18 protein-coding genes and 2 tRNA genes are annotated in these 19,937 nt (G+C 73.5%); 6 read left to right on the plus strand and 14 right to left on the minus strand.

Features of this window, described 5'->3' with window-relative positions; all coding sequences use genetic code 11:
- The first annotated feature begins 12 nt into the window (after positions 1-12).
- Positions 13-1,476 (plus strand): tagaturonate reductase, encoded by a 1,464-nt coding sequence (locus ACFVXN_RS08510; protein WP_389230237.1) that lies wholly within the window; start codon positions 13-15, stop codon positions 1,474-1,476.
- A gap of 52 nt (positions 1,477-1,528) precedes the next feature.
- Here the strand turns inward: ACFVXN_RS08510 and ACFVXN_RS08515 are convergent, their stop codons facing one another.
- The 5 genes from ACFVXN_RS08515 to ACFVXN_RS08535 all read right to left on the minus strand — a co-directional run bounded on the left by ACFVXN_RS08515 (position 1,529) and on the right by ACFVXN_RS08535 (position 4,652).
- Complete coding sequence (locus ACFVXN_RS08515; RefSeq protein WP_389230240.1) at positions 1,529-1,996, minus strand: hypothetical protein; 468 nt, start codon at positions 1,994-1,996, stop codon at positions 1,529-1,531.
- A 464-nt stretch (positions 1,997-2,460) separates the two neighbouring features.
- Positions 2,461-2,781, minus strand: a complete 321-nt coding sequence (locus ACFVXN_RS08520; RefSeq protein ID WP_389230243.1) for a hypothetical protein — start codon at positions 2,779-2,781, stop codon at positions 2,461-2,463.
- Between the two features lie 288 nt (positions 2,782-3,069).
- Positions 3,070-3,699, minus strand: a complete 630-nt coding sequence (locus ACFVXN_RS08525; protein WP_389230246.1) for a hypothetical protein — start codon at positions 3,697-3,699, stop codon at positions 3,070-3,072.
- A gap of 295 nt (positions 3,700-3,994) precedes the next feature.
- A tRNA-Asn gene (locus ACFVXN_RS08530) sits at positions 3,995-4,067 on the minus strand.
- Positions 4,068-4,142: 75 nt separating this feature from the next.
- Positions 4,143-4,652: a hypothetical protein gene (locus ACFVXN_RS08535; RefSeq protein WP_389230249.1), complete on the minus strand. Its 510-nt coding sequence runs from the start codon at positions 4,650-4,652 to the stop codon at positions 4,143-4,145.
- A 55-nt stretch (positions 4,653-4,707) separates the two neighbouring features.
- Here ACFVXN_RS08535 and ACFVXN_RS08540 point away from each other — a divergent pair.
- The 3 genes from ACFVXN_RS08540 (at position 4,708) to ACFVXN_RS08550 (ending at position 7,449) form a co-directional block, all read left to right on the plus strand.
- Positions 4,708-4,781, plus strand: a tRNA-Ile gene (locus ACFVXN_RS08540).
- Between the two features lie 239 nt (positions 4,782-5,020).
- Entirely contained in the window at positions 5,021-6,541 is a 1,521-nt protein-coding gene (locus ACFVXN_RS08545; protein ID WP_389230252.1) for a peptide MFS transporter, read from the plus strand.
- Between the two features lie 110 nt (positions 6,542-6,651).
- Positions 6,652-7,449 (plus strand): transglutaminase family protein, encoded by a 798-nt coding sequence (locus ACFVXN_RS08550; protein ID WP_389230254.1) that lies wholly within the window; start codon positions 6,652-6,654, stop codon positions 7,447-7,449.
- A 42-nt stretch (positions 7,450-7,491) separates the two neighbouring features.
- On the opposite strand, the gene ACFVXN_RS08555 is transcribed toward ACFVXN_RS08550, so the two are convergent.
- The 9 genes from ACFVXN_RS08555 to ACFVXN_RS08595 all read right to left on the minus strand — a co-directional run bounded on the left by ACFVXN_RS08555 (position 7,492) and on the right by ACFVXN_RS08595 (position 16,867).
- Positions 7,492-8,262 (minus strand): SDR family oxidoreductase, encoded by a 771-nt coding sequence (locus tag ACFVXN_RS08555; protein ID WP_389230258.1) that lies wholly within the window; start codon positions 8,260-8,262, stop codon positions 7,492-7,494.
- Positions 8,263-8,347: 85 nt separating this feature from the next.
- A complete protein-coding gene (locus ACFVXN_RS08560; RefSeq protein ID WP_389230261.1) occupies positions 8,348-9,664 on the minus strand; it encodes an aspartate aminotransferase family protein in 1,317 nt (438 codons plus the stop codon).
- Positions 9,665-9,752: 88 nt separating this feature from the next.
- Complete coding sequence (locus tag ACFVXN_RS08565; RefSeq protein WP_389230264.1) at positions 9,753-10,910, minus strand: ABC transporter substrate-binding protein; 1,158 nt, start codon at positions 10,908-10,910, stop codon at positions 9,753-9,755.
- A gap of 122 nt (positions 10,911-11,032) precedes the next feature.
- Positions 11,033-11,803 carry an ABC transporter permease gene (locus ACFVXN_RS08570; RefSeq protein ID WP_389230267.1) on the minus strand — a complete coding sequence of 257 codons (771 nt, stop codon included), beginning with the start codon at positions 11,801-11,803 and terminating at the stop codon, positions 11,033-11,035.
- Positions 11,800-12,630: an ABC transporter ATP-binding protein gene (locus ACFVXN_RS08575; protein WP_389230270.1), complete on the minus strand. Its 831-nt coding sequence runs from the start codon at positions 12,628-12,630 to the stop codon at positions 11,800-11,802. Before ACFVXN_RS08575 ends, ACFVXN_RS08570 begins: the two co-directional genes overlap by 4 nt.
- On the minus strand, positions 12,627-13,511 hold the full coding sequence (locus ACFVXN_RS08580; RefSeq protein ID WP_389230273.1) for an ABC transporter permease: 885 nt from the start codon (positions 13,509-13,511) through the stop codon (positions 12,627-12,629). The genes ACFVXN_RS08575 and ACFVXN_RS08580 overlap by 4 nt, the downstream gene beginning before the upstream one ends.
- Positions 13,508-14,539: a TIGR03842 family LLM class F420-dependent oxidoreductase gene (locus ACFVXN_RS08585; protein WP_389230276.1), complete on the minus strand. Its 1,032-nt coding sequence runs from the start codon at positions 14,537-14,539 to the stop codon at positions 13,508-13,510. Before ACFVXN_RS08585 ends, ACFVXN_RS08580 begins: the two co-directional genes overlap by 4 nt.
- A gap of 32 nt (positions 14,540-14,571) precedes the next feature.
- Positions 14,572-16,005, minus strand: a complete 1,434-nt coding sequence (hydA, locus tag ACFVXN_RS08590) for a dihydropyrimidinase (RefSeq protein WP_389230279.1) — start codon at positions 16,003-16,005, stop codon at positions 14,572-14,574.
- Positions 16,006-16,018: 13 nt separating this feature from the next.
- Entirely contained in the window at positions 16,019-16,867 is an 849-nt protein-coding gene (locus ACFVXN_RS08595) for a nitrilase-related carbon-nitrogen hydrolase (RefSeq protein ID WP_147796250.1), read from the minus strand.
- Positions 16,868-17,065: 198 nt separating this feature from the next.
- On the opposite strand from ACFVXN_RS08595, the gene ACFVXN_RS08600 reads away from it, so the two are divergent.
- Together ACFVXN_RS08600 and ACFVXN_RS08605 are read left to right on the plus strand one after the other, a co-directional pair.
- Positions 17,066-18,469, plus strand: coding sequence for a PLP-dependent aminotransferase family protein (locus ACFVXN_RS08600; RefSeq protein WP_389230283.1), 1,404 nt, complete (start codon positions 17,066-17,068; stop codon positions 18,467-18,469).
- Positions 18,470-18,896: 427 nt separating this feature from the next.
- On the plus strand, positions 18,897-19,928 hold the full coding sequence (locus ACFVXN_RS08605; RefSeq protein WP_389230286.1) for a putative F420-0 ABC transporter substrate-binding protein: 1,032 nt from the start codon (positions 18,897-18,899) through the stop codon (positions 19,926-19,928).
- Positions 19,929-19,937 lie beyond the last annotated feature (9 nt).

Raw genomic sequence — 19,937 nt, forward strand, 5'->3', positions numbered from 1 at the left:
ACCAGGAGCACCATGCGCCCGCTCGACAGCACCACCGTCCCCCGCACCGCCCGCCCCGTCACCGTCCTGCAGTTCGGCGGCGGCAACTTCCTGCGCGGGTTCGTCGACTGGATGATCCAGGTCGCGAACACCGCCGGCGTGACCGACACCGGCGTGGCCGTCGTGCACGCCACCGCGACGCCCGACGCCGCCCTCGACCTGCTGCGCGAGCAGAACGGGCTGTTCCACGTCCTGCTCGAGGGCGTGCGCGCCGGCGAGCCGGTCCGGGAGATCACCCGGGTCGACTGCGTGCAGGAGGTGGTCGCCGCCCACGGCGAGTTCGACCGCTACCGGGAGCTGTACCTGAGCCCGGACCTGCGGGTCGTCGTGTCCAACACCACCGAGGCCGGCATCGTCTGGGTGCCGGGCGACGACCTCGCCGCCACGCCCCCGGCGTCGTTCCCCGCGAAGGTCACCGCGCTGCTGCACGACCGGTACCGGCACTTCGACGGCGACCCCGACCGGGGGCTCGCGTTCCTCGCGTGCGAGCTCATCGAGGACAACGGGTCCACGCTGCGTGAGCTGGTGCTGCGGCACGCCGCGGCCGCCGGGCTCGACGAGGGGTTCCGGACCTGGGTCCACGAGTCGTGCAGCTTCGCCGACACCCTGGTCGACCGGATCGTGCCCGGCTACCCGCGGGACGACATCGACGCGGTCCAGGCCGAGATCGGGTTCGCGGACCGGCTGGTCGTCAAGGGCGAGTACTTCCACGTCTGGGCGATCGGCGCGGACCCCCGCGTGCGCGAGCTGCTGCCGCTGGACCGCGCCGGGCTGGACGTGCGGTTCATGCCCGACATCCGCGCGTTCCGGGAGCAGAAGGTGCGCGTCCTCAACGGCACGCACACCGCGCTGAGCGCCGTCGGGCTCCTGCTCGGGCACACCAGCGTGCGCGAGGCGTTCGCCGACCCCGACGTCCGCCGCTACGTCGACCGGCTGGTGGCCGACGAGGTGCTGCCGACGATCCCGGGCGACCGGGCGGATCTCGACTCGTTCGCGGCGGGCATCCTGGAGCGGTTCACGAACCCCTACCTGCACCACCGGCTCGCGGACATCGCCCTGAACGCCGTGGCGAAGTGGCGCACCCGCAACCTGCCCGTGCGCGTCGACCGCACCCGGGCCGGCGCGACCGCACCGCTCACGGCGTTCTCGCTGGCCGCGGTGCTGGTCGTCCAGTCGGGCGCGGCAGCCGTCCCGGGGTTCACACCCGCCGACGACGCGGCGACGCTCGACGCGCTGCGCGGAGGTCCCGACCCCCGCGACACCGCCGGGGCGGCCGCGTGGGTGCGCACGGCCGTCGAGCGGCTCGACCTCGCCCACGGGCTCGACGCCGAGGCGACGGACGACCTGGTGCGGGACGTGACGCCGCACGTGGTGGGGCTGCTCGCGGACCCGCGGCTGGCGCTGCACGCGGTGCTGACCGAGCTCCCGCCGGTCTGACCGGTGCCGGCGGCGCGAGGACATCCGTCCGCACGCCGCCGGCACCTGCATCTCAGCGCTCGAAGCAGAACGACCGCGAGTTGGACACGTCCGAGCTCGGCCGGTCCCAGTACATCCCCGAGATCTGGGACTCGAGCCGGATGCAGTACGTCCCCTTGCCGTGCTTCCCGAACGAGAGGTTGCCGGTCAGGGTCCCACCACGGTTCGTCGTGACCACGTCGTGGGTGCTGAGCCAGTCGATCTCGCCGCCGCCGTCACCGATCTTGATGAGCGTCGCTCTCGTGTGGACCCGGGTCTTCTGCGACTTGTTCGAGACCCACCACCAGCCGTTGTGGTACTCGAACGACTTGGGCTGCACGTCCACGTAGACCGCGTTGGCCTGGTTCGACCACTGCGCCGACCGCCCCACCTCGAACCACTGGTTGCGGTCGAACGAGTACGACGCAGCGGTCGCCGAGACGATGTGCTGGTAGTCGTGGTAGATGACACCACCCGGTCCGACGCCGCTCAGGGTCTTCACGGCCACCGCGGGCGCCGGCGCAGCCGATGCGACCGCACCCGCTCCCACCAGCATCGTGGCGGCCAGACAGGCACCCGCGATCGCTCGGCCTGCGGTGCGCAGGCGGGTAGCAGCTGTCATGGTCATGGTCATTCTCGCTTTCTGTTGCACGCATCGCGCCCGCACCCCCGCCGGCAGCGGAGCCAGGCCGTGGGCCGAGCGCATCGGACGCGGCCACCGTCCCGCGCTGACGTCCGCACCGGGTACGCCACCTCACGCGGATGCCGTGCCGAATCGGACCGAACAGGTGGCTCGTACCGGCGGATGAGGTGGAGCCGCGGCGGCCACTCAGCCGTCCGTGCTGGTCACCACGACGCCCGGAACCGGGAGGCACCCGTGCCGACCGGCCGCTCAGCGCGGGAAGCAGGTCGTCCTGGTGTCGGCGATGCTCCCGGACCCCCCACCGACCCGGTGGTCGTGATGCATTAGGTGCCCTTCCCGGCGCCACCGAACGGGAGGTTCGCGTCCATCAGGGCACCGCTGGTCCTGTTGGTCACCTGGAAGTTCCGGTAGGTCGTGGTGTACCCGTTCGGCCCCGTGAGCGTCGCCGTGGTCATCGACTCCACCCGGTAGGTGTCGTTGAACGAGAACCACCCCGACTCGTCCTGGTACGAACGCGGCTCGATCCGCACGCGCACGGCCTTCCTCTGCTTCGACCACCGGCTGTCGCGCTTGAGCTCGGCCCACTGCTTCCCGCTCGGCGAGTACCGGCCGGACGCCGTCGTGTCGAGCGCCTTCGAAGTCACGGACCGGGCTGCCGTCGGGCATCCAGCCGTACTCCTCGTAGAGGATCAGCGGCGGCGGGGTGAAGGCCGAGCCGTCCCGCTCACACCCGTCAGCATCGCGACGGCGAGGCCCGCCGCCACGAGCGCACGGCCCGCACCCCGCACCCCCCCACCCAGGTGGGGATGCCGGACCCCCACGGAGTTCGTCGGAGCAGCGCGCGCCGCGGCGGTCACGGCCGCCTGACCGGCGCACCGGCGCGCCGGCGGCGCGAGGACGCCCTCCTCGCTCCGCCGGCGCTGGTGCGGCCCTCAGCGGTCGAAGCAGCGCGACCGCGAGGACGAGATGTTCGAGCTGGGCTCGTTCCAGTACATGCCCGTGATCGCGGACTCGAGCCGGATGCAGTACGTCCCCTTGCCGTGATCCCCGAACGACAGGAAGCCGCTGAGCTCCGAGCCGCGGTCCCCGAGCACGAACTCCCGCTTCTCCCGGTGGTCGACGGTGACGCCGTTCTTCAGGAGGAAGGCCTGGGTGTGGACTCTCGTCGCGTTCACTACGTTCGTCTTCCACCAGAAGGCCCAGTAGTACTTGAACGATGTCGGCCGGATGCTGAAGGAGACGGCGTTGGCATCGCTCGACCACTGGGCCGACCGGGTGACCTCCATGTACTGGTACCGGTCGAACGAGTATGCCTCCGACGACGGGATGTCGATGGCCTTGAAGTCGTGGTACAAGGAACCGTTCGGCCCCACGCCGATGAACGCCTTGACCGGCGCGGCCGGTGCGGGCGCTGCCGGTGCGGGCGCGGCCGGTGCGGGCGCGGCCGGTGCGGGCGCGGCCGACGCGACGGCGCCGACTCCCGCGAGCATCGTGACCGCCAGGCAGGCCGCCGCGAACGCCCGGCCCGTGCGACGCCGACGGGGAGAAGCTGTCGTGCTCATGAGTCATCCCTCTCGATCTCCTACGTCGCGCACCGGAACGCCGGGAACCCACTCAGCAACCGCCACTCCCGTGGTGCGCGTTGGACACGTCGAGCCTGCCGCTCCCTACCGCCACTGAGCGGGCCACGACCCCCGGGTCCGTGCGGAGCGGTCCCGCATGAGGTGACGATCACCGCTCCACTAGGTGCGCACCCGCCGGGCCACCCAGCACGTCACCATCGGCACACCGCAGCGGTGCACCGCCGCCCGGGACGCAGAAGACCCCCGGCAGCCGCGGCTGCCGGGGGTCTGGGTGCTCCCTCGACTGGACTCGAACCAGTAACCGTCCGATTAACAGTCGGATGCTCTGCCAATTGAGCTACGAGGGATCGTGCGGGGAAAACTCTAGCAGCCCGTCGGGGGTGCTCCGGCCACGTCCACCGTGCCCGCCGTCGTGCCCGCCGTCAGGGACGCAGCCCGGCCGCGGACCGGACCCGCGCCTCGGCCTCGTCGAGCAGCGCGACCACCCCCGGGTCGGCGAGGTCGACGGTCGCGGGGCCGGTCACCTGCGTGAACAGGTCGCCGTCCTCGCCGCGGCGCAGCGCCACCCGGACCGTCGCCCCGCCGGGCAGCGCCACGGTCTCGACGTGCACCACCGACGACTGCACCCGCTCGCGGAACGCCTGCGCGAAGGCGACCGGCACGGGGGCCTCGAGCGGCACCTCCTGGGTCTGCCCCGACACCCAGTGCACGGTGATCGCCGCGGGCTCGGGCGTGAACGACGCCCGGTCGACGTCGGTCCACGGGCGTCGGAGCACGGTGTCCCCGTCGAGAAGGTGCAGCGCCCGGCGCGACGCCGCCACCCACCGGCCCCCCGGGACGCGCGCGGCGGCCAGCACCCGGTCGTCGGGCGGGAGGTCCAGCGCGCGGCGGTCGGCGTCGGGCAGGGCGTGGCGGCGGGAGAAGAGCGGCACGAGGCCCCACGGTAGCCGCCGCGCACCGGCCCGGCCGGTACCCTGACCGCGACGAGGGCCAGTAGCTCAGCCGGTCAGAGCAGCGGACTCATAATCCGTCGGTCGTGGGTTCAAGCCCCACCTGGCCCACCTTGCGCGCCTGCCGCCCTTGCCCACTCAACGGGCCCGCGGCTGGGACGTTCGCCTTGCAGCGCTGCGAGCGGCGGCGACATGCTGGACGGCGGGTCCCGCCGCTCTGCGCGAGCCCCCGGGACCGGACCGCGGTGCTGCGGGGCGGCGCGCTCGGCCTCTCGAGTGCAGGAGAACGACATGACCACCACCACCGCCACCGCGGCGTCCGCCGCCCGCCCGCAGACCGGGCTCCCGCGATGAGCGCCCCCGACGCAGCGGCACGCCCCGCGGGCGAGCTCGCCGGCGACCGCGCGTTCTTCGGCCACCCGCGCGGCCTGATGACGCTGTTCACCACCGAGCTGTGGGAGCGGTTCAGCTACTACGGGATGCGCGCCATCCTCCTGTACTACCTGACGGACGCCGTCGCGGACGGCGGCCTCGGGATCGCCGACCGCACCGGCCTGGCGCTCGTGTCGATCTACGGCACCAGCGTGTACCTGCTGTCGGTCGTGGGCGGCTGGCTCGCCGACCGGGTGATCGGCTCGCGGCGCTCGACGCTGTACGGCGGCATCATCATCGCGGCGGGGCACGTGGCGCTGGCGCTGCCGTCGGCGCCGACCTCGTACCTGGGCATCGCGCTGGTGGCGCTCGGCACCGGCCTGCTCAAGCCGAACGTGTCGAGCATGGTCGGCGAGCTGTACGCCCGCGACGACTCCCGGCGCGACTCCGCGTTCTCGATCTTCTACATGGGCATCAACATCGGCTCGTTCACCGCGCCGTTCCTGGTCGGGGCGGCCCGGGCGTGGGGCGGGTACCACGCGGGCTTCCTGGTCGCGGCGGTCGGCATGGCGATCGCGCTGGTGTTCTTCGTCGCCGGCGGGAAGTACCTGGGGTCGGCCGGCGGGTCCGCACCGAACCCGATCCGCCCCGAGGAGCGCCCCGCCCTGCTGCGTGGGCTGGCGATCATTCTCGGCGCGGTCGTGGTCGTCGGCGGGATCGCGGCCGTGGTCTCCGGCGGGTTCAACCTCGACACGTTCATCGACACGATGTCGTACCTGGCGTTCCTCGCGCCGGTGGCGTACTTCGTCGCGATGTACCGCTCCCCGAAGGTCACCGACGCCGAGCGGCCGCGCGTGATCGCGTACATCCCGCTGTTCGTCGCGGCGATGCTGTTCTGGATGATCTTCGAGCAGGCCGCCACGACCCTCGCCGCGTTCGCCGCGAACCGCACGGAGCTCGACCTGTTCGGCGCGACGATCAGCCCGGAGTTCTTCCAGTCGGTCAACCCGCTGTCGATCATCATCCTGGCCCCGGTGTTCGCGTGGATCTGGGCGAGGACCCAGGACCGACCCGCGACGGCGTCGAAGTTCGCCCTCGGCCTCGGGCTCGCGGCCGTGTCGTTCCTGGTGATGTCGGCCGCCTCGGCGGCGATCGGCGACGGCAAGGCCCCGGCGTGGGTGCTCGTGGTGGTCTACGTGATCCAGACGCTCGGCGAGCTGTGCCTGTCCCCTGTGGGCCTCGCGGCGACGACGCTGCTCGCGCCCCGGGCGTTCCGGACGCAGGCGATGGCGGTGTGGTTCCTCGCGCCGGCCGCCGGGCAGGCGATCACCGCCCAGCTCATCAAGGCCACCGAGGGCACCTCCGACACGCTGTACTTCGGCGGGATCGGCGGCGTCGCGCTGCTGTTCGCGCTGGCGCTCGCGGCGCTGTCCCCGTGGGTCGGCCGGCACATCCGCCGGGCGGACGAGCTGGAGGGGTCGGTCACCGCGGCGAGCTGACCGCGACCGGCTCTGGCGCCCGCGCGCGCCGGGGAGCACACTGTGCTCGCCCGGCTCCGCGCGGGCGCCGCGGCGTCGCGGCCCTCCCCCGTCCGAGGAGCCCCACCTCCGTGCTGCGTACCGTCACCTCGCACCTGTCGATGCAGGTCCGCGCCCCCGCCGACCTGGTCCTGGCCGTCACGGTCGCGCGGGGTGCGTACGACGTCACCGAGACGCTGTCGGTCACCCGCGACGGCGCACCGGTCGCGGTCCGGGAGATCGCGGGGCCGCACGGTACCCGGCTGCACCGGTTCGACTGCGACCCCGGCCAGGTCGAGGTCGGCTACCGCGCCGTGGTCACCGGCCGGGACTCCGCGCCCGTGGTCGAGGAGGTCGACGTCGTCGAGTACCTGCGGCCCAGCCGGTACGGGGACTCGGACAGGCTGCTGGCGTTCGCGGGCGACCAGTTCCGCGGGCTGCGGGACCGGGCGCTGGTCGACGCGGTCGTCGACTGGGTGCACGGCCACGTCGGCTACCTGTCGGGGTCGAGCCTGCCGACCGACGGCGCCACCGACACGCTGCTGAAGCGGCGCGGGGTGTGCCGGGACTTCGCGCACCTGGTGATCGCGCTGCTCCGGGCCCGCGACGTGCCCGCCCGGCTGGCCGCGGTGTACGCGCCGGGGCTGACGCCGATGGACTTCCACGCGGTGGTCGAGGCGCACGTCGAGGGCGGCTGGCACGTCGTGGACGCGACCCGGCTGGCCCCGCGGCCGTCGCTGCTGCGGATCGCGACCGGCCGGGACGCGACCGACACGGCGTTCCTGTCCACGTACCGCGGCGAGGTCACCCTGCGGACCCTCCAGGTCACCGCCACGGTCGACGGCACCCTCCCCCAGGACGACGGCACCCCCCTGCTCACGCTGGGCTGACCCCGCGAGGCGGGCTGGGGCGGCGCGGGGGCAGCGCCGCGGTCAGGGGCGGCGGGCGATCTGGGTGTTGCTGACCTGCGCGCGGGGGCGGACCACCAGGGTGTCGATGTTGACGTGGTGCGGGCGGGTCAGGGCGAACGCGATGACGTCCGCCACGTCGTCGGCGACCAGCGGCTCGTAGCCCTCGTAGATCTTCGCGGCGCGGGCGGCGTCGCCGTCGAACCGGACCAGCGAGAACTCCTCGGTCGCGACGTTGCCCGGGGCGATGTCGATGACCCGGACGGGCTCGCCGATCAGCTCCAGGCGCAGGGTCGTGGTGAGCATCCGCTCGGCGTGCTTGACGCCGGTGTACCCGGCGCCGCCCTCGTAGGGGGCGATGGACGCGGTCGACGTGACGACCAGGACGTCCCCGCGACCGCTGGCCTTCAGGGCCGGGAGCAGCGCCTTCGTGATCCGCAGCGTGCCCAGCACGTTGAGCTCGTACATCCGCCGCCAGCCGTCGACGTCGGCGTCCTCGACCCGGTCCAGCCCGAGCGCGCCGCCCGCGTTGTTCACCAGCGACGTGAGCCCGCCGGTGGCCTCGACGTGCGCGACCAGGCGGGCGACGTCCTCGTCGACGGTGAGGTCGGCGGCGAACGCCTCGGCGCCGGTCTCGGCGGCCAGCGCCTCGAGGCGGTCCGCGCGGCGGGCGACGGCGACCACGTCCCAGCCCTCGGCGCGCAGCCGGCGCACGGTGGCGGCGCCGATCCCGCTGGACGCGCCGGTGACGACGGCGCGGGGCGTGGTGGGCGTGGGGGCGGTGGTCTCGGACATGCGGGGGTCCTTCCGGACGTCGGGTGGGTGGCCTGGATCGACCCTACGACCGGTCGCGGGGTCGGGGCGCCGGAGCGGCCGGGGGTCAGAGGGTGGCGTCGAGCTCGGTCAGCACCGCGTCGTACACGGCCAGGGCGGTCGCGACCTGCGCGTCGGTGACGACGCACGGCGGCACGACGTGGATCCGGTTGTCCTGGACGAACGGCAGCAGCCCGCGGTCCAGCAGCCCGGACTTCACGGCGGCCATCCCGGCGGCGGGGACGGGGGTGCGGGCGTCCCGGTCGGTGACGAGCTCGAGCGCCCAGAACACGCCGGTCCCCCGCACCTCGCCGACCGAGGGGTGCGCGTCCGCGAGCGCCGCGAGCCCGGGCCCGAGGACGTCGGCGCCGACGCGCGCGGCGTTCTCGACGATCTTCTCGTCCTCCATCGCCTCGATCGTGGCGACGACGGCGGCCATCGCGAGCGGGTGCCCGGAGTAGGTGAGGCCCCCGGGGAACACCCGGTCGTCGAAGTGCGCGGCGACGGCGTCGGAGATCAGCACGCCGCCCGCGGGGACGTAGCCGGAGTTCACGCCCTTGGCGAAGGTGATGAGGTCGGGCACCGCGTCGTGCTGGTCGAGCGCGAACCAGGAGCCGGTGCGGCCGAACCCGGCCATCACCTCGTCGAGGATCAGCAGGACGCCGTGCCGGTCGGCGATCGCGCGGAGTCCCGCGAGGTAGCCGGGGGGCGGGACGAGCACGCCGCCGGTGCCGACGACGGTCTCGACGAGGATGGCCGCGACCGAGGACGCGCCCTCGGCGACGAGCACCCGCTCGAGGTGGTGCAGCGCGCGCTCGCACTCCTGCTCGGGCGTCGTCGCCCAGAACTCGGTGCGGTACAGGTAGGGCCCGAACACGTGCACGTGGCCGCGGGCGTACTCGTTGGGCACGCGCCGCCAGTCGCCGGTCGCGACGACGGCCGCGCCGGTGTTGCCGTGGTACGAGCGGTAGAACGACAGCACCTTGTCACGGCCCGTGACGAGGCGGGCCATCCGGATCGCGTTCTCGTTGGCGTCGGCGCCGCCGTTGGTGAAGAACACCTTCGAGAACCCGGCGGGCGCGTGCCGCAGGATCGCCTCGGCCGCCCGGCCCCGGGGCAGGACCGCGTGCTGGGGGGCGACGGTGGTCAGCGTCGCGGCCTGCTCGGCGATCGCGGCGGTGACGCGGGGGTGCTGGTGGCCGATGTTGGTGTTGACCAGCTGGCTGCTGAAGTCCAGCAGCGTCCGGCCGTCGCCGAGCGTCACCTCGCACCCGGCCGCGTCGCGCACGACGAGCGGCGCGAGCGCCCCCTGGGCGGACCAGGAGTGGAACACGTGGGCGCGGTCGAGCTCGAGGGCGAGCGCGCCGTCGGCGTCGAGGGTCATGGGCGGGGCCTTCCGGTGTGCGGGGTGCGGTGCGGGCGTCGGGCCCGGGCCGGGGGTGGCGGCACCCCCGGCCCGGGCGGTCGGTGGGTCAGTTCCCGCCGGGCTGGAGCTCGACGGTGAGCGGCGCGAAGTCCGCGCCCTCGACGTCGACGCCCTCGGCCGTGAGCTCGTCCAGCGCCTGCTGCACGTACTCGTTGGTGTAGGCCGTCTCCGGCGGGTCGGCCGTGATGATGGTCGCGCCCGTCTCGTTGGACGTGGCCTTGGCCATCTCGACGGTGGCGTCCCACGCGGCGTCGTCGATCGTCCCGATGCCGCCGCTGGTGGACGGCCAGATGAGCTTGTTGACCTCGTTCGTCATCCACAGCTGGTGGCTGGTGCCGAGCGTCGAGCCGGCGGCCGTGACGATGTCCGCGGCCTCCTGCGCGTTGTCCCGGGCGTAGATCCAGCCCTGCAGGGACGCCTTGATGAACGCGACGGTGGTCTCGGCGTACTCCGGGTCGTCGGCGAGCCGGCCGGCGTCCGCCCAGATGGCGTCCTGGAGCATGGCCGTGCCCTCGTCGTTCCAGTCGATGACCGAGAAGTCCTCGGGCTGGTAGAGCTCGCCGGTCTCGGGGTTCTCGGTCTCGAGCAGCTGCGCGTACTCGTTGTACGTCATCGCCTGGGCGGCGTCGATGTCCCCCGCGAGGAACGCGTTCATGTCGAACGCCTGCTGGACGATGCTGAAGTCCTCGACGCCCGCCTTGTTCAGGCCCGCGAACAGCTCCCACTCGTTGCCGTAGCCCCAGGAGCCGATCGACTTGCCCTCGAGGTCCGCGACGGAGTCGATCCCGGCGTCCGCGAACGACACCTGCAGCGTGGCCGACCGCTCGAAGATCTGCGCGACGTTCGTGATGTCGGCGCCCTGCTCGATGGAGCCGAGCACCTTGGGCACCCACGCGATCGCGTAGTCGACCTCGCCGTTGGCGAGCGCGTCCTGCGGGACGATGTCGCCGCCGGACGGGATGATCTCGACGTCCAGGCCGGCGTCCTCGTAGAACCCCTGGTCCAGGGCGGCGTAGTAGCCGGAGAACTGCGCCTGGGTGAGCCACTGCAGCTGCAGCTTGACGGGGGTGAGCCCGTCGGAGCCCGCCGCGCTGGTCTCGTCCCCCGCGGCCGTGTCGTCGGAGCCGCCGCAGCCCGCGAGCGCGAGCGCCGCGACGAGCCCGAGCGTGCCGATGCCGATCCGGGTGCGCCTGCTGTTCCTCATGTCGTCCCCTTCCGTCCTGCTTCCGGGTGGTGCGCTGCACGTGCGTGCCCGCCTGGCGCCGTCGGCAGGTGGGGTGGGTCGACCCGCGGGACCCCCGCCGCGGGACGTCTGGTGGGGCCGGCTCAGGTCGGCCGGGCCCCGCGGCTGCCGCGTCGCTCGAGGGCGAGGGTCGCGCCGTAGAACACGAGCCCGACGACCACGCCGCCGAGGACGTACGCCCATGCGCGGGCGTAGTTGCTGCCCGCCGCGGCCGTGGTGATGAACGACCCGATGCCGGAGCGCGGCCCGCCGAAGTACTCGGCGACGATCGCCGAGATCACCGCGAGCGAGGACGCGAGCCGCAGACCGGTGAACACGAACGGCAGCGCGGTCGGGATCGTGACGGCCCGGACCGCCTGGCGGGGCGTCGCGGCGTACGCCCGCATCAGGTCGCGGTGCACGGGGCGGACCTGGCGCAGCCCCCGGAGGGTGGTGACGAACACCGGCACGGCGACGGCGATCGCCACGACGATCTGCCGCCCCGTCTCCACCGACGCGCCGTACATGGTGTAGAGCACCGGGGCGAGCGCCACGATCGGCACCACCGCGAGCCCCGCGACCACCGGCGACAGCAGCGCGTCGACGACCCGCGCGGCCGAGGCCAGCACCGCTGCGGCGATGGCGACCACGGCCCCCACCACCAGACCGACCAGGGCGTTCGTCCCGGTGACCAGAGCGGCCGACGCGATGGTGGGCGCGAACGCGACGAGCTCGCGGACGATGTCGACCGGGCTCGGCAGCAGGAACGCCGGCACGTCGCCGAGCGTCACGACCGCCTGCCACGCCGCGAGGAGCGCGAGGAGCAGGACGACCGGCGCCGCCCGGTGCCCGACCCGGGCCCAGCGCCCGGTCACCGCGTCTCCACCCCGCGGGCCGGGACCGCGCCCGACCCGCCGTGCAGGGCCTCGCGGACGGCGGTCACCGCGCCGAAGTACGCCTCGTCCTCGCGCAGCCCGTCGCCGCGCTCCCCCGACCGGCCGAGGCCGACGTCGACGATCCCCGCGATCCGCCCGGGCCGGGCGGACATCACCACGACGCGGTCGGACAGGAACACCGCCTCGGGGATGGAGTGCGTGACGAACACGACCGCCGCCTGCGTCTCCGCGCAGATCCGCACCAGCTCGGACTGCAGCCGCTCCCGGGTCATCTCGTCGAGCGCGCCGAACGGCTCGTCCATCAGCAGCAGGCTGGGCCGCTCGGCGAGCGCCCGGGCGATGGCGACGCGCTGCTGCATGCCCCCCGAGAGCTGGTCCGGGTAGTGGTCGGCGAAGTCGGTCAGGCCGACGAGGGCGAGCATCTCGTCGGCGCGCTGCCGACGGCCCGCGCGCCCGACGCCGTGCAGGGACAGCGGCAGCTCGATGTTGCCGCGGACCGTGCGCCAGGGCAGCAGCCCCGCCTGCTGGAACGCGATGCCGTAGTCGTGGCCGAGCCGCGCCTGCTCGGCGGACCGGCCGAACACGTCGATCGTGCCGCTGGTGGGCCGGTCCAGGTCCGCGACCAGCCGCAGCAGCGTGGACTTGCCGCACCCGGAGGGGCCGATCAGCGAGACGAACTCGCCGGCGCCGACCGTGAGGTGCACGGACTCCAGCGCGGCGACGGCCCGCTCGCCGGCACCGAACACCCGGCCGACGCCGGTGACCTGGACGGCCGCGGCCGTCGTCGAGGGGGCCGGGGTGCTCACGCGGTCACCTCCGCGCGGCGGTACCGGCGCAGGCCGGTGCCCAGCAGGGCGACGGCCCCGGAGGCGACCAGGCCCAGCAGCACGGCGCCGAAGATCGGCGCCCACGGCTTGGCGGGGTCGCTGCTGGCGAAGTTGGCGAACTCGAGGATCATGCGTCCGATACCTCCGGGCATCCCGGTCGAGACCTCCGCGACGACGACACCGAGCACGGCGCTCGTGGCCGCCAGGCGGAGGGCGGGCAGCAGGTGCGGCACGCTGGCCGGCAGCCGCAGGTGGATGAGGGTCTGGGTCCAGGACGCCGCGTAGCCGTCGAACAGCTCGCGGTGCAGGGTGTCGGGCGACTGCAGGCCGCGCAGCGCGCCCACGGCGACGGGGAAGAACGCCAGGTACGACGCGATCACCGCCACCGACATCCAGGGCTCCCAGGTGAAGCCGAGCTCGAGCTTGCTGCCCCACCCCTTGACCAGCGGGGCGAGCGCGATCAGCGGGACGGTCTGGCTGAGGACGACGAGCGGCAGCACCGCGGACTCCGCGACCCGGAACCGGCTCATCAGCAGCGCCAGCGCGAACCCGACCACCACCCCGATCAGCCAGGACACCGCGGCGATCCGCAGGCTGGTGCCACCGGCCCGCAGCACGGCGAGCCACAGCGGGTCCGCGCCGGGCTGCGCGGTCAGCGGGTCGCCGAGCCGGGCGACCATCTCCCACACGTGCGGCATGGCGAGGTCGGTCGTCCGCGGCAGCAGCCGCAGCTCCCCGATGCTCCAGCCGTCGTCGGGGACGACCGCCTTGACCAGCTCCCACAGGGCGGCGAGCAGGACGAGGGCGGCGATCCCGAGGCCGGCCGGGCGCAGCACCCGCAGCACCCGGGCGGACGTCATGCGGTGGCCACGACGTGCTCGGCCATCGCCGGGATGATCCGCTCGCCGTACAGCCGCAGGGTCTCCTCCTTGTTGTCGTGCTGGAGGTACCCGGCGAACTGGGTGACGCCGAGGTCGCGCAGGGCCTCGAGCTTCTCGACGTGCTCGCGAGGGCTGCCGAGCAGGCAGAACCGCTCGACGATCTCGTCCGGGACGAACTGGGTGTGCGAGTTCCCCGCGCGGCCGTGCTCGTTGTAGTCGTAGCCCTGCCGGCCGGCGATGTAGTCGGTCAGCGCCGTGGGCACCTGCGACCCCTGGCCGTACTTGGCGACGATGTCGGCGACGTGGTTGCCGACCATCCCGCCGAACCAGCGGCACTGCTCGCGCATGTGCGCCCGGGCGGCCGGGGAGTCGCCGTCGCCGACGTACATCGGGGCGGCGACGCAGAACTTCACGGCGTCCGGGTCCCGCCCGGCGGCCTCGGCGGCGTCCCGCACGGTGCGGATCATCCAGGACGCGACGTCGGGGTCGGCGCACTGCAGGATGAACCCGTCGCCGACCTCGCCGGTCAGCTTCAGGGCCAGCGGGCCGTACGCGGCGACCCACATCTCCAGCTCCGAGCCCTTCGACCACGGGAACTGCACGGTGCGGCCGTTGAGCTCGACCGCCCGGGAGTTCGCCAGCTCACGGATGACGTGGATCGACTCGCGCAGCGTCGCGAGGTTGGACGGCTTGCCGGCCAGGGTCCGCACCGCGGAGTCCCCGCGGCCGATGCCGCAGACCGTGCGGTTGCCGTACATCTCGTTGAGCGTCGCGAACGACGAGGCGAGCACGGTCCAGTCCCGGGTGGCCGGGTTGGTCACCATCGGGCCGACCTTGACCTTGCGGGTCGCGGCCAGGATCTGCGAGAACACGACGAACGGCTCCTGCCAGAGCAGGTGCGAGTCGAAGGTCCACACGTAGTCGAACCCGTGGGTCTCCGCCTGGCGGGCCAGGTCGACCACGCGCGACGCGGGCGGGTCGTTCTGCATGACGACGCCGAACTCCATGCCGGGTCTCCTCTCGGTCTCGGGGGCGGGTGTCAGATGAGGTACTGCGACAGGCCGCGCTTGACGTACTGCCCGTGGCCGGCGCGGCCGTGGAACGCGCCGCCGTCGACGACCACCGAGCCGCGGGACAGCACCGTGTCGACGTGGCCGTCGACCTCGAAGCCCTCCCAGGCGGAGTAGTCCATCCGCATGTGGTGGGTCTTCCCGACGCCGATCGACGTGTGCCCGTCCGGGTCGTAGATGACGACGTCCGCGTCGGCGCCGGGCGCGAGCACGCCCTTCTTGCCGTACATGCCGAACATCCGCGCGGGCGTGGTGCAGCAGATCTCCACCCAGCGCTCCAGGCTGATCTCGCCGGTGACGACGCCCTGGTACAGCAGGTCCATCCGGTGCTCGACGGAGCCGATGCCGTTGGGGATCTTCGAGAAGTCCCCGACGCCCATCTCCTTCTGGTCCTTCATGCAGAACGGGCAGTGGTCGGTCGACACCAGCTGCAGGTCGTTCGTGCGCAGGCTGTTCCACATCTGGTGCTGGTGGCCCTCGTGCTTGGACCGCAGCGGCGTCGAGCACACGTACTTCGCGCCCTCGAACTCGCCCCACTCCTGCCCGGTGGCCCCGAGGTGGTCCTCGAGCGACAGGTACAGGTACTGCGGGCAGGTCTCGCCGAACACGTTCTGGCCGCGGTCGCGCGCCTGGGCGATCTGCTCGGCCGCCTGCTTCGCGGACACGTGCACGATGTAGAGCGGGGCACCCGTCAGGTCGGCGAGCATGATCGCGCGGTGGGTGGCCTCCTCCTCCGCCTGCCACGGGCGGGAGACGCCGTGGTAGTACGGGGAGGTCTCGCCGCGGGCGACGTGCTGCTGCACGAGGGTGTCGATGACCGACCCGTTCTCCGCGTGCATCATGATCATCGCGCCGTTGTCGGACGCCTTCTGCATGGCCCGCAGGATCTGCCCGTCGTCCGACAGGAACACGCCCTTGTAGGCCATGAACAGCTTGAAGCTGGTGACGCCCTCGGCGATCAGCTCGTCCATCGCGTGCAGCGACGAGTCCTGCACGTCCGACAGGATCTGGTGGAACGCGTAGTCGACGGCGCACTGCCCCGCCGCCTTGGCCTGCCACAGCGCGAACTGGTCGACCGGGTTCTCGTGCGGGTACTGCACCACGAAGTCGACGATCGTCGTCGTCCCGCCCCACGCCGCCGCGGTCGTCCCCGACTCGAACGTGTCCGAGGCGAACGTGCCGCCGAACGGCATCTCCATGTGGGTGTGCGCGTCGATGCCGCCCGGGATGACGTACTTCCCGGTCGCGTCGATCACGCGGTCGACCGTGGCGCTCAGGTCCACGCCCAGGGCCGTCGACCCGGGCTGGAGCAGGGCGACGATGGTCTCGCCGTCGACCAGCACGTCCGCCGCGCCGCGCCCGGTGGCGTTGACGACGGTGCCGCCGGTGATGAGGGTCTTCAACGGTCGCCCCCGCTCACGGCGCCACGATGGGCCCGTAGGCGTCCGGGCGGCGGTCGCGGAAGAACTGCCAGCGCTCGCGGGTCGTGCGGATGACGTCCAGGTCGAGGTCGCGGATCAGCAGCTGGTTCTCGGACGTCGAGCCGACCTCGCCGACGTAGTTGCCGTCCGGTCCGACCGCGTAGGACGAGCCGTAGAAGTTCACCGCCTCGTCGCCGTACTCGTTGTCCTCGAGCCCGACCCGGTTGTTGGCGATGACGTAGTAGCCGTTCGCGATGGCCGCCGCCGGCTGCTCGACCTCCCACAGCTTGTTCGAGATGCCGGGCGCCGTGGCGTTCGGGTTGAACACGATCTCCGCGCCGTTCAGCGCGAGCACCCGCCAGCCCTCCGGGAAGTGCCGGTCGTAGCAGATGTTCACGCCGATCTTCCCGACCGCGGTCTCGAACACCGGGTACCCCTGGTTGCCGGGACGGAAGTAGAACTTCTCCCAGAACTTCGGCAGGTGCGGGATGTGGTGCTTGCGGTACGTGCCGAGCAGGGTGCCGTCCGCGTCGATGACCGCCGCGGTGTTGTAGAGCACGCCCGGCTGGTCCTCCTCGTAGATCGGCAGCACGATCACGATGCCGAGCTCCTTGGCCAGCGCCGAGAACCGGTCGGTGGTCGGGCCGGGCACGGTCTCGGCGTACTCGTAGTACTTCGTGTCCTGCGTGATGCCGAAGTACGGGCCGTAGAACAGCTCCTGGAACCCGATGACCTGCGCGCCCTCGGCGGCGGCCTTCCGGGTCCAGTCCTCGTGCAGCTGGATCATCGACTCCTTGTCGCCCGTCCAGGTGGCCTGGGTGAACGCGACACGCACGACTGACATGGAGGACCTCCGCGGTTCGAGGGGCTGACCACCGGGGCGCCGGACCCCGGTGAGGAATGTGACTCTGGGGGTTGAACATTTCTGCGGCGTTTCTGCCGGTTTCGGCGGCGAGAACGCGCGTGTCGGCGCTGTAAACACTTCGGCGCCGGTGGTCGCGGCGGTCGGTGCGGCCCTGCGGCGCCCGGCACGATGGCCGGCATGGACGTGGCCCAGCACGTGGAGGACCGCAGTCCTCGGGGGATCGCCGCCGCCGTGTCGCGCCTCGTGCGCAGCGGCGAGCTGCAGCCCGGCGACCGCCTGCCCACGGTGCGCCGGCTCGCCGCCGACCTCGGTGTCAGCCCCGCGACCGTCAGCGGCGCGTGGCAGGCGCTGGCCGCCGTCGGGCTCGTCACCTCGCGCGGGCGCGCCGGGACGGTGGTGCTGCCCGAGCCCGCGTCGTGGCTGCCGCCCCGGTACCGGGACATGGCCGCCGGCGGCCGCGTCGACGCCGTCCCCGAGCCCGCGGCCGCACCCCCGCGCCCCGCGTCCCGGCTGGACCTGTCGACCGGCACGCCCGACCCCGAGCTGCTGCCCCCGCTGCAGCGCGCCCTCGGCCGGATCGCCGCCCGCACCCCCGCCGCCGGGACCGGCACCTACCTCGGCGCGCCGGTCATCGAGCCCCTGGAGCGGCTGCTGCGCGCGTCCTGGCCGTTCACGCCCCAGCGCGTCACCGTCGTCGACGGCGCGGTCGACGCGATGAGCCGCACCCTGGAGCAGCTCGCCGGGTTCGGGGGGCGCGTCATCGTCGAGGACCCCTCGTTCCCGCCGATCTTCGACCTGTGCGACCAGCTCGGCCTCGAGCGGGTGCCCGTCCCGCTCGACCGGCACGGGATGCGCCCCGACGCCCTCGAGGCGGCGCTGCGGACCGGCGCCGAGGTGGTGGTGCTGCAACCCCGCGCGCACAACCCCACCGGCGTCAGCATGACCTCCACCCGCGCCCGCGAGATCGCCGCCGTCATCCGCCGGCACCTCGCGGCCGACCCCGCCGCCGACGTGCACGTCGTCGAGGACGACCACTCCGGGGAGATCGCGTCCTCCGCGGACGTCTCCCTCGGCAGCCACCTGCCCGACCGGGTGGTGCACGTGCGGTCCTACTCCAAGTCCCACGGCCCCGACCTGCGGATCGCGGCCGTCGGCGGGCCGGCCGCCGTGCTGGACCGGGTGATCGCGCGCCGGATGCTCGGCCCCGGCTGGACCAGCAGGCTGCTGCAGCACCTGCTCGCGGACCTGCTCGTCGACGGCGAGGCCCTGGCCGCGGTCGCCCAGGCCCGGCGGATCTACTACGCCCGGCAGCGCGCGCTCAGCACCGCCCTCGCCGAGCACGGCGTCGTGGTCCAGCCCGGCGACGGGATCAACGTGTGGGTCCCGGTCGCCGACGAGGCCACCGCCCTCGTCCGGCTGGAGGCCGCCGGGATCCGCGTCGCCCGCGGCCGCCCGTTCCGCGCCGTCCCGCCCCCGGACGCCGGCGCGGGCCACGTCCGCGTCACCGTCGGCGCCCTGTCCGGCGGCCCCTCCGAGGTCGCCCGCGTCGCCCACGCCCTCGCCCGCGCTGCCACCCCCTGACCCGCCGCCCCGCGCGCGCACGCCCCCACGCGCTGCGCGCGGACCCGCTCGCCGAGATGGCACTCCTCGCCTGTGGCGCCCGGGGCCCGCGCAGGCGAGGAGTGCCATCTCGGCGGACGGCGGGGCGGGGGCGGGGCGGGGCGGGGGGCGGGGCGGGGCGGGGCGGGGGCGGGGGCGGGGGCGGGCGTAAGGTGGGGGCTGGACCAGGCCGGATGTGGCCTGGACGTCGCCGCCCGCGCATGGGCGGCGCAGCCACCGGGCGCGACGTGCACCCCCTCCCCTCCGGCCCGCCCCCGCGGACGTCCTCGCGCGCGGGCAGGCCCCCAGCCGTCCACCGTCGGACCGCGGCGTCCGACGGGCGCGCGGCCGCACCGACCCGGGACACCGCCGTGAGGCGGCCCGGGTCGCACCCGTCAGGAGCCCCACCGTGCGCAGCACCACCAGGACCAGCAGCACCACCCGTGCCAGCCGCCTCGCCCTCGCCGCCCCCGCCGCGCTGACAGTCGCCGCGCTGGCGGCCTGCGGCGGCACGTCCGCCGACCAGCCCGCCGCGAGCACGTCCGCGAGCGCCACCGCGAGCGCCTTCACACCGGTCACCGTCGACAACTGCGGCACCGAGGTCACCGTCGACAGCCCGCCGGAGCGCGTCGTCGCGATCAAGTCGACGTCGATCGAGATGCTGCTCGCCCTCGGGCTGGAGGACCGCCTGGTCGGCACGGCGTTCGCCGACGGCCCGGTGCCCGACGCCTACGCCGACGCGTACGACGCCGTCCCGGTGCTGTCGGACAAGGTCCCCGGCCAGGAGGCGCTGCTCGAGGCGCAGCCCGACTTCGTCTACGCGGGCTGGGAGTCGAACTTCTCCGACGACGGCGCCGGCGAGCGGTCCGCGCTGCAGGGCCTGGGCATCGGCACGTACGTGTCCCCCGCCGCGTGCAAGGAGGACGGGTACATGCCCGACCCCCTGACGTTCGACGGCCTGTTCGACGAGATCCGCGAGATCGGGTCGATCATGGGCGTCGAGGACCGCGCCGAGGCGGTCGTCGCCGAGCAGCAGGACCTCCTGGACGGCGTCGAGCCCCCGGCCGAGGAGACCACCGCGCTCTGGTACTCGTCCGGGACCGACACGCCGTACGTCGGGGCGGGCATCGGCGCGCCGCAGATGATGCTGGACGCCGCCGGGCTGACCAACATCTTCGCGGACGTGCACGACACCTGGACGTCGGCCGGCTGGGAGCAGGTCGTCGCCGCGGACCCCGACGTCATCGTCCTGGTCGACGCGACCTGGAACACCGCCGACAGCAAGATCGCGCTGCTCGAGGGCAACCCGGCGACCGCGCAGCTGACCGCGGTCAAGGAGCACCGGTACCTGACCGTGCCGTTCCCGGCCGCGGAGGCCGGGGTCCGCAACGCCGAGGCGGTCGTCAGCCTGTCCGAGCAGCTCGCCGCGCTGGACGGCTGACCGACCGCC

Origin of the sequence: Cellulomonas sp. NPDC058312, assembly GCF_042880135.1 — a bacterium.
Classification (GTDB): domain Bacteria; phylum Actinomycetota; class Actinomycetes; order Actinomycetales; family Cellulomonadaceae; genus Cellulomonas.

What these genes read in the sequence shown, in the direction of transcription:
- ACFVXN_RS08510 (WP_389230237.1), top strand. Translation starts at nt 13, where the DNA reads ATGCGCCCGCTCGACAGCACCACCGTCCCCCGCACCGCCCGCCCCGTC.
- ACFVXN_RS08525 (WP_389230246.1), bottom strand. Translation starts at nt 3,699, where the DNA reads ATGAGCACGACAGCTTCTCCCCGTCGGCGTCGCACGGGCCGGGCGTTC.
- ACFVXN_RS08545 (WP_389230252.1), top strand. Translation starts at nt 5,021, where the DNA reads ATGAGCGCCCCCGACGCAGCGGCACGCCCCGCGGGCGAGCTCGCCGGC.
- ACFVXN_RS08555 (WP_389230258.1), bottom strand. Translation starts at nt 8,262, where the DNA reads ATGTCCGAGACCACCGCCCCCACGCCCACCACGCCCCGCGCCGTCGTC.
- ACFVXN_RS08560 (WP_389230261.1), bottom strand. Translation starts at nt 9,664, where the DNA reads ATGACCCTCGACGCCGACGGCGCGCTCGCCCTCGAGCTCGACCGCGCC.
- ACFVXN_RS08565 (WP_389230264.1), bottom strand. Translation starts at nt 10,910, where the DNA reads ATGAGGAACAGCAGGCGCACCCGGATCGGCATCGGCACGCTCGGGCTC.
- ACFVXN_RS08580 (WP_389230273.1), bottom strand. Translation starts at nt 13,511, where the DNA reads ATGACGTCCGCCCGGGTGCTGCGGGTGCTGCGCCCGGCCGGCCTCGGG.
- ACFVXN_RS08585 (WP_389230276.1), bottom strand. Translation starts at nt 14,539, where the DNA reads ATGGAGTTCGGCGTCGTCATGCAGAACGACCCGCCCGCGTCGCGCGTG.
- ACFVXN_RS08595 (WP_147796250.1), bottom strand. Translation starts at nt 16,867, where the DNA reads ATGTCAGTCGTGCGTGTCGCGTTCACCCAGGCCACCTGGACGGGCGAC.
- ACFVXN_RS08600 (WP_389230283.1), top strand. Translation starts at nt 17,066, where the DNA reads ATGGACGTGGCCCAGCACGTGGAGGACCGCAGTCCTCGGGGGATCGCC.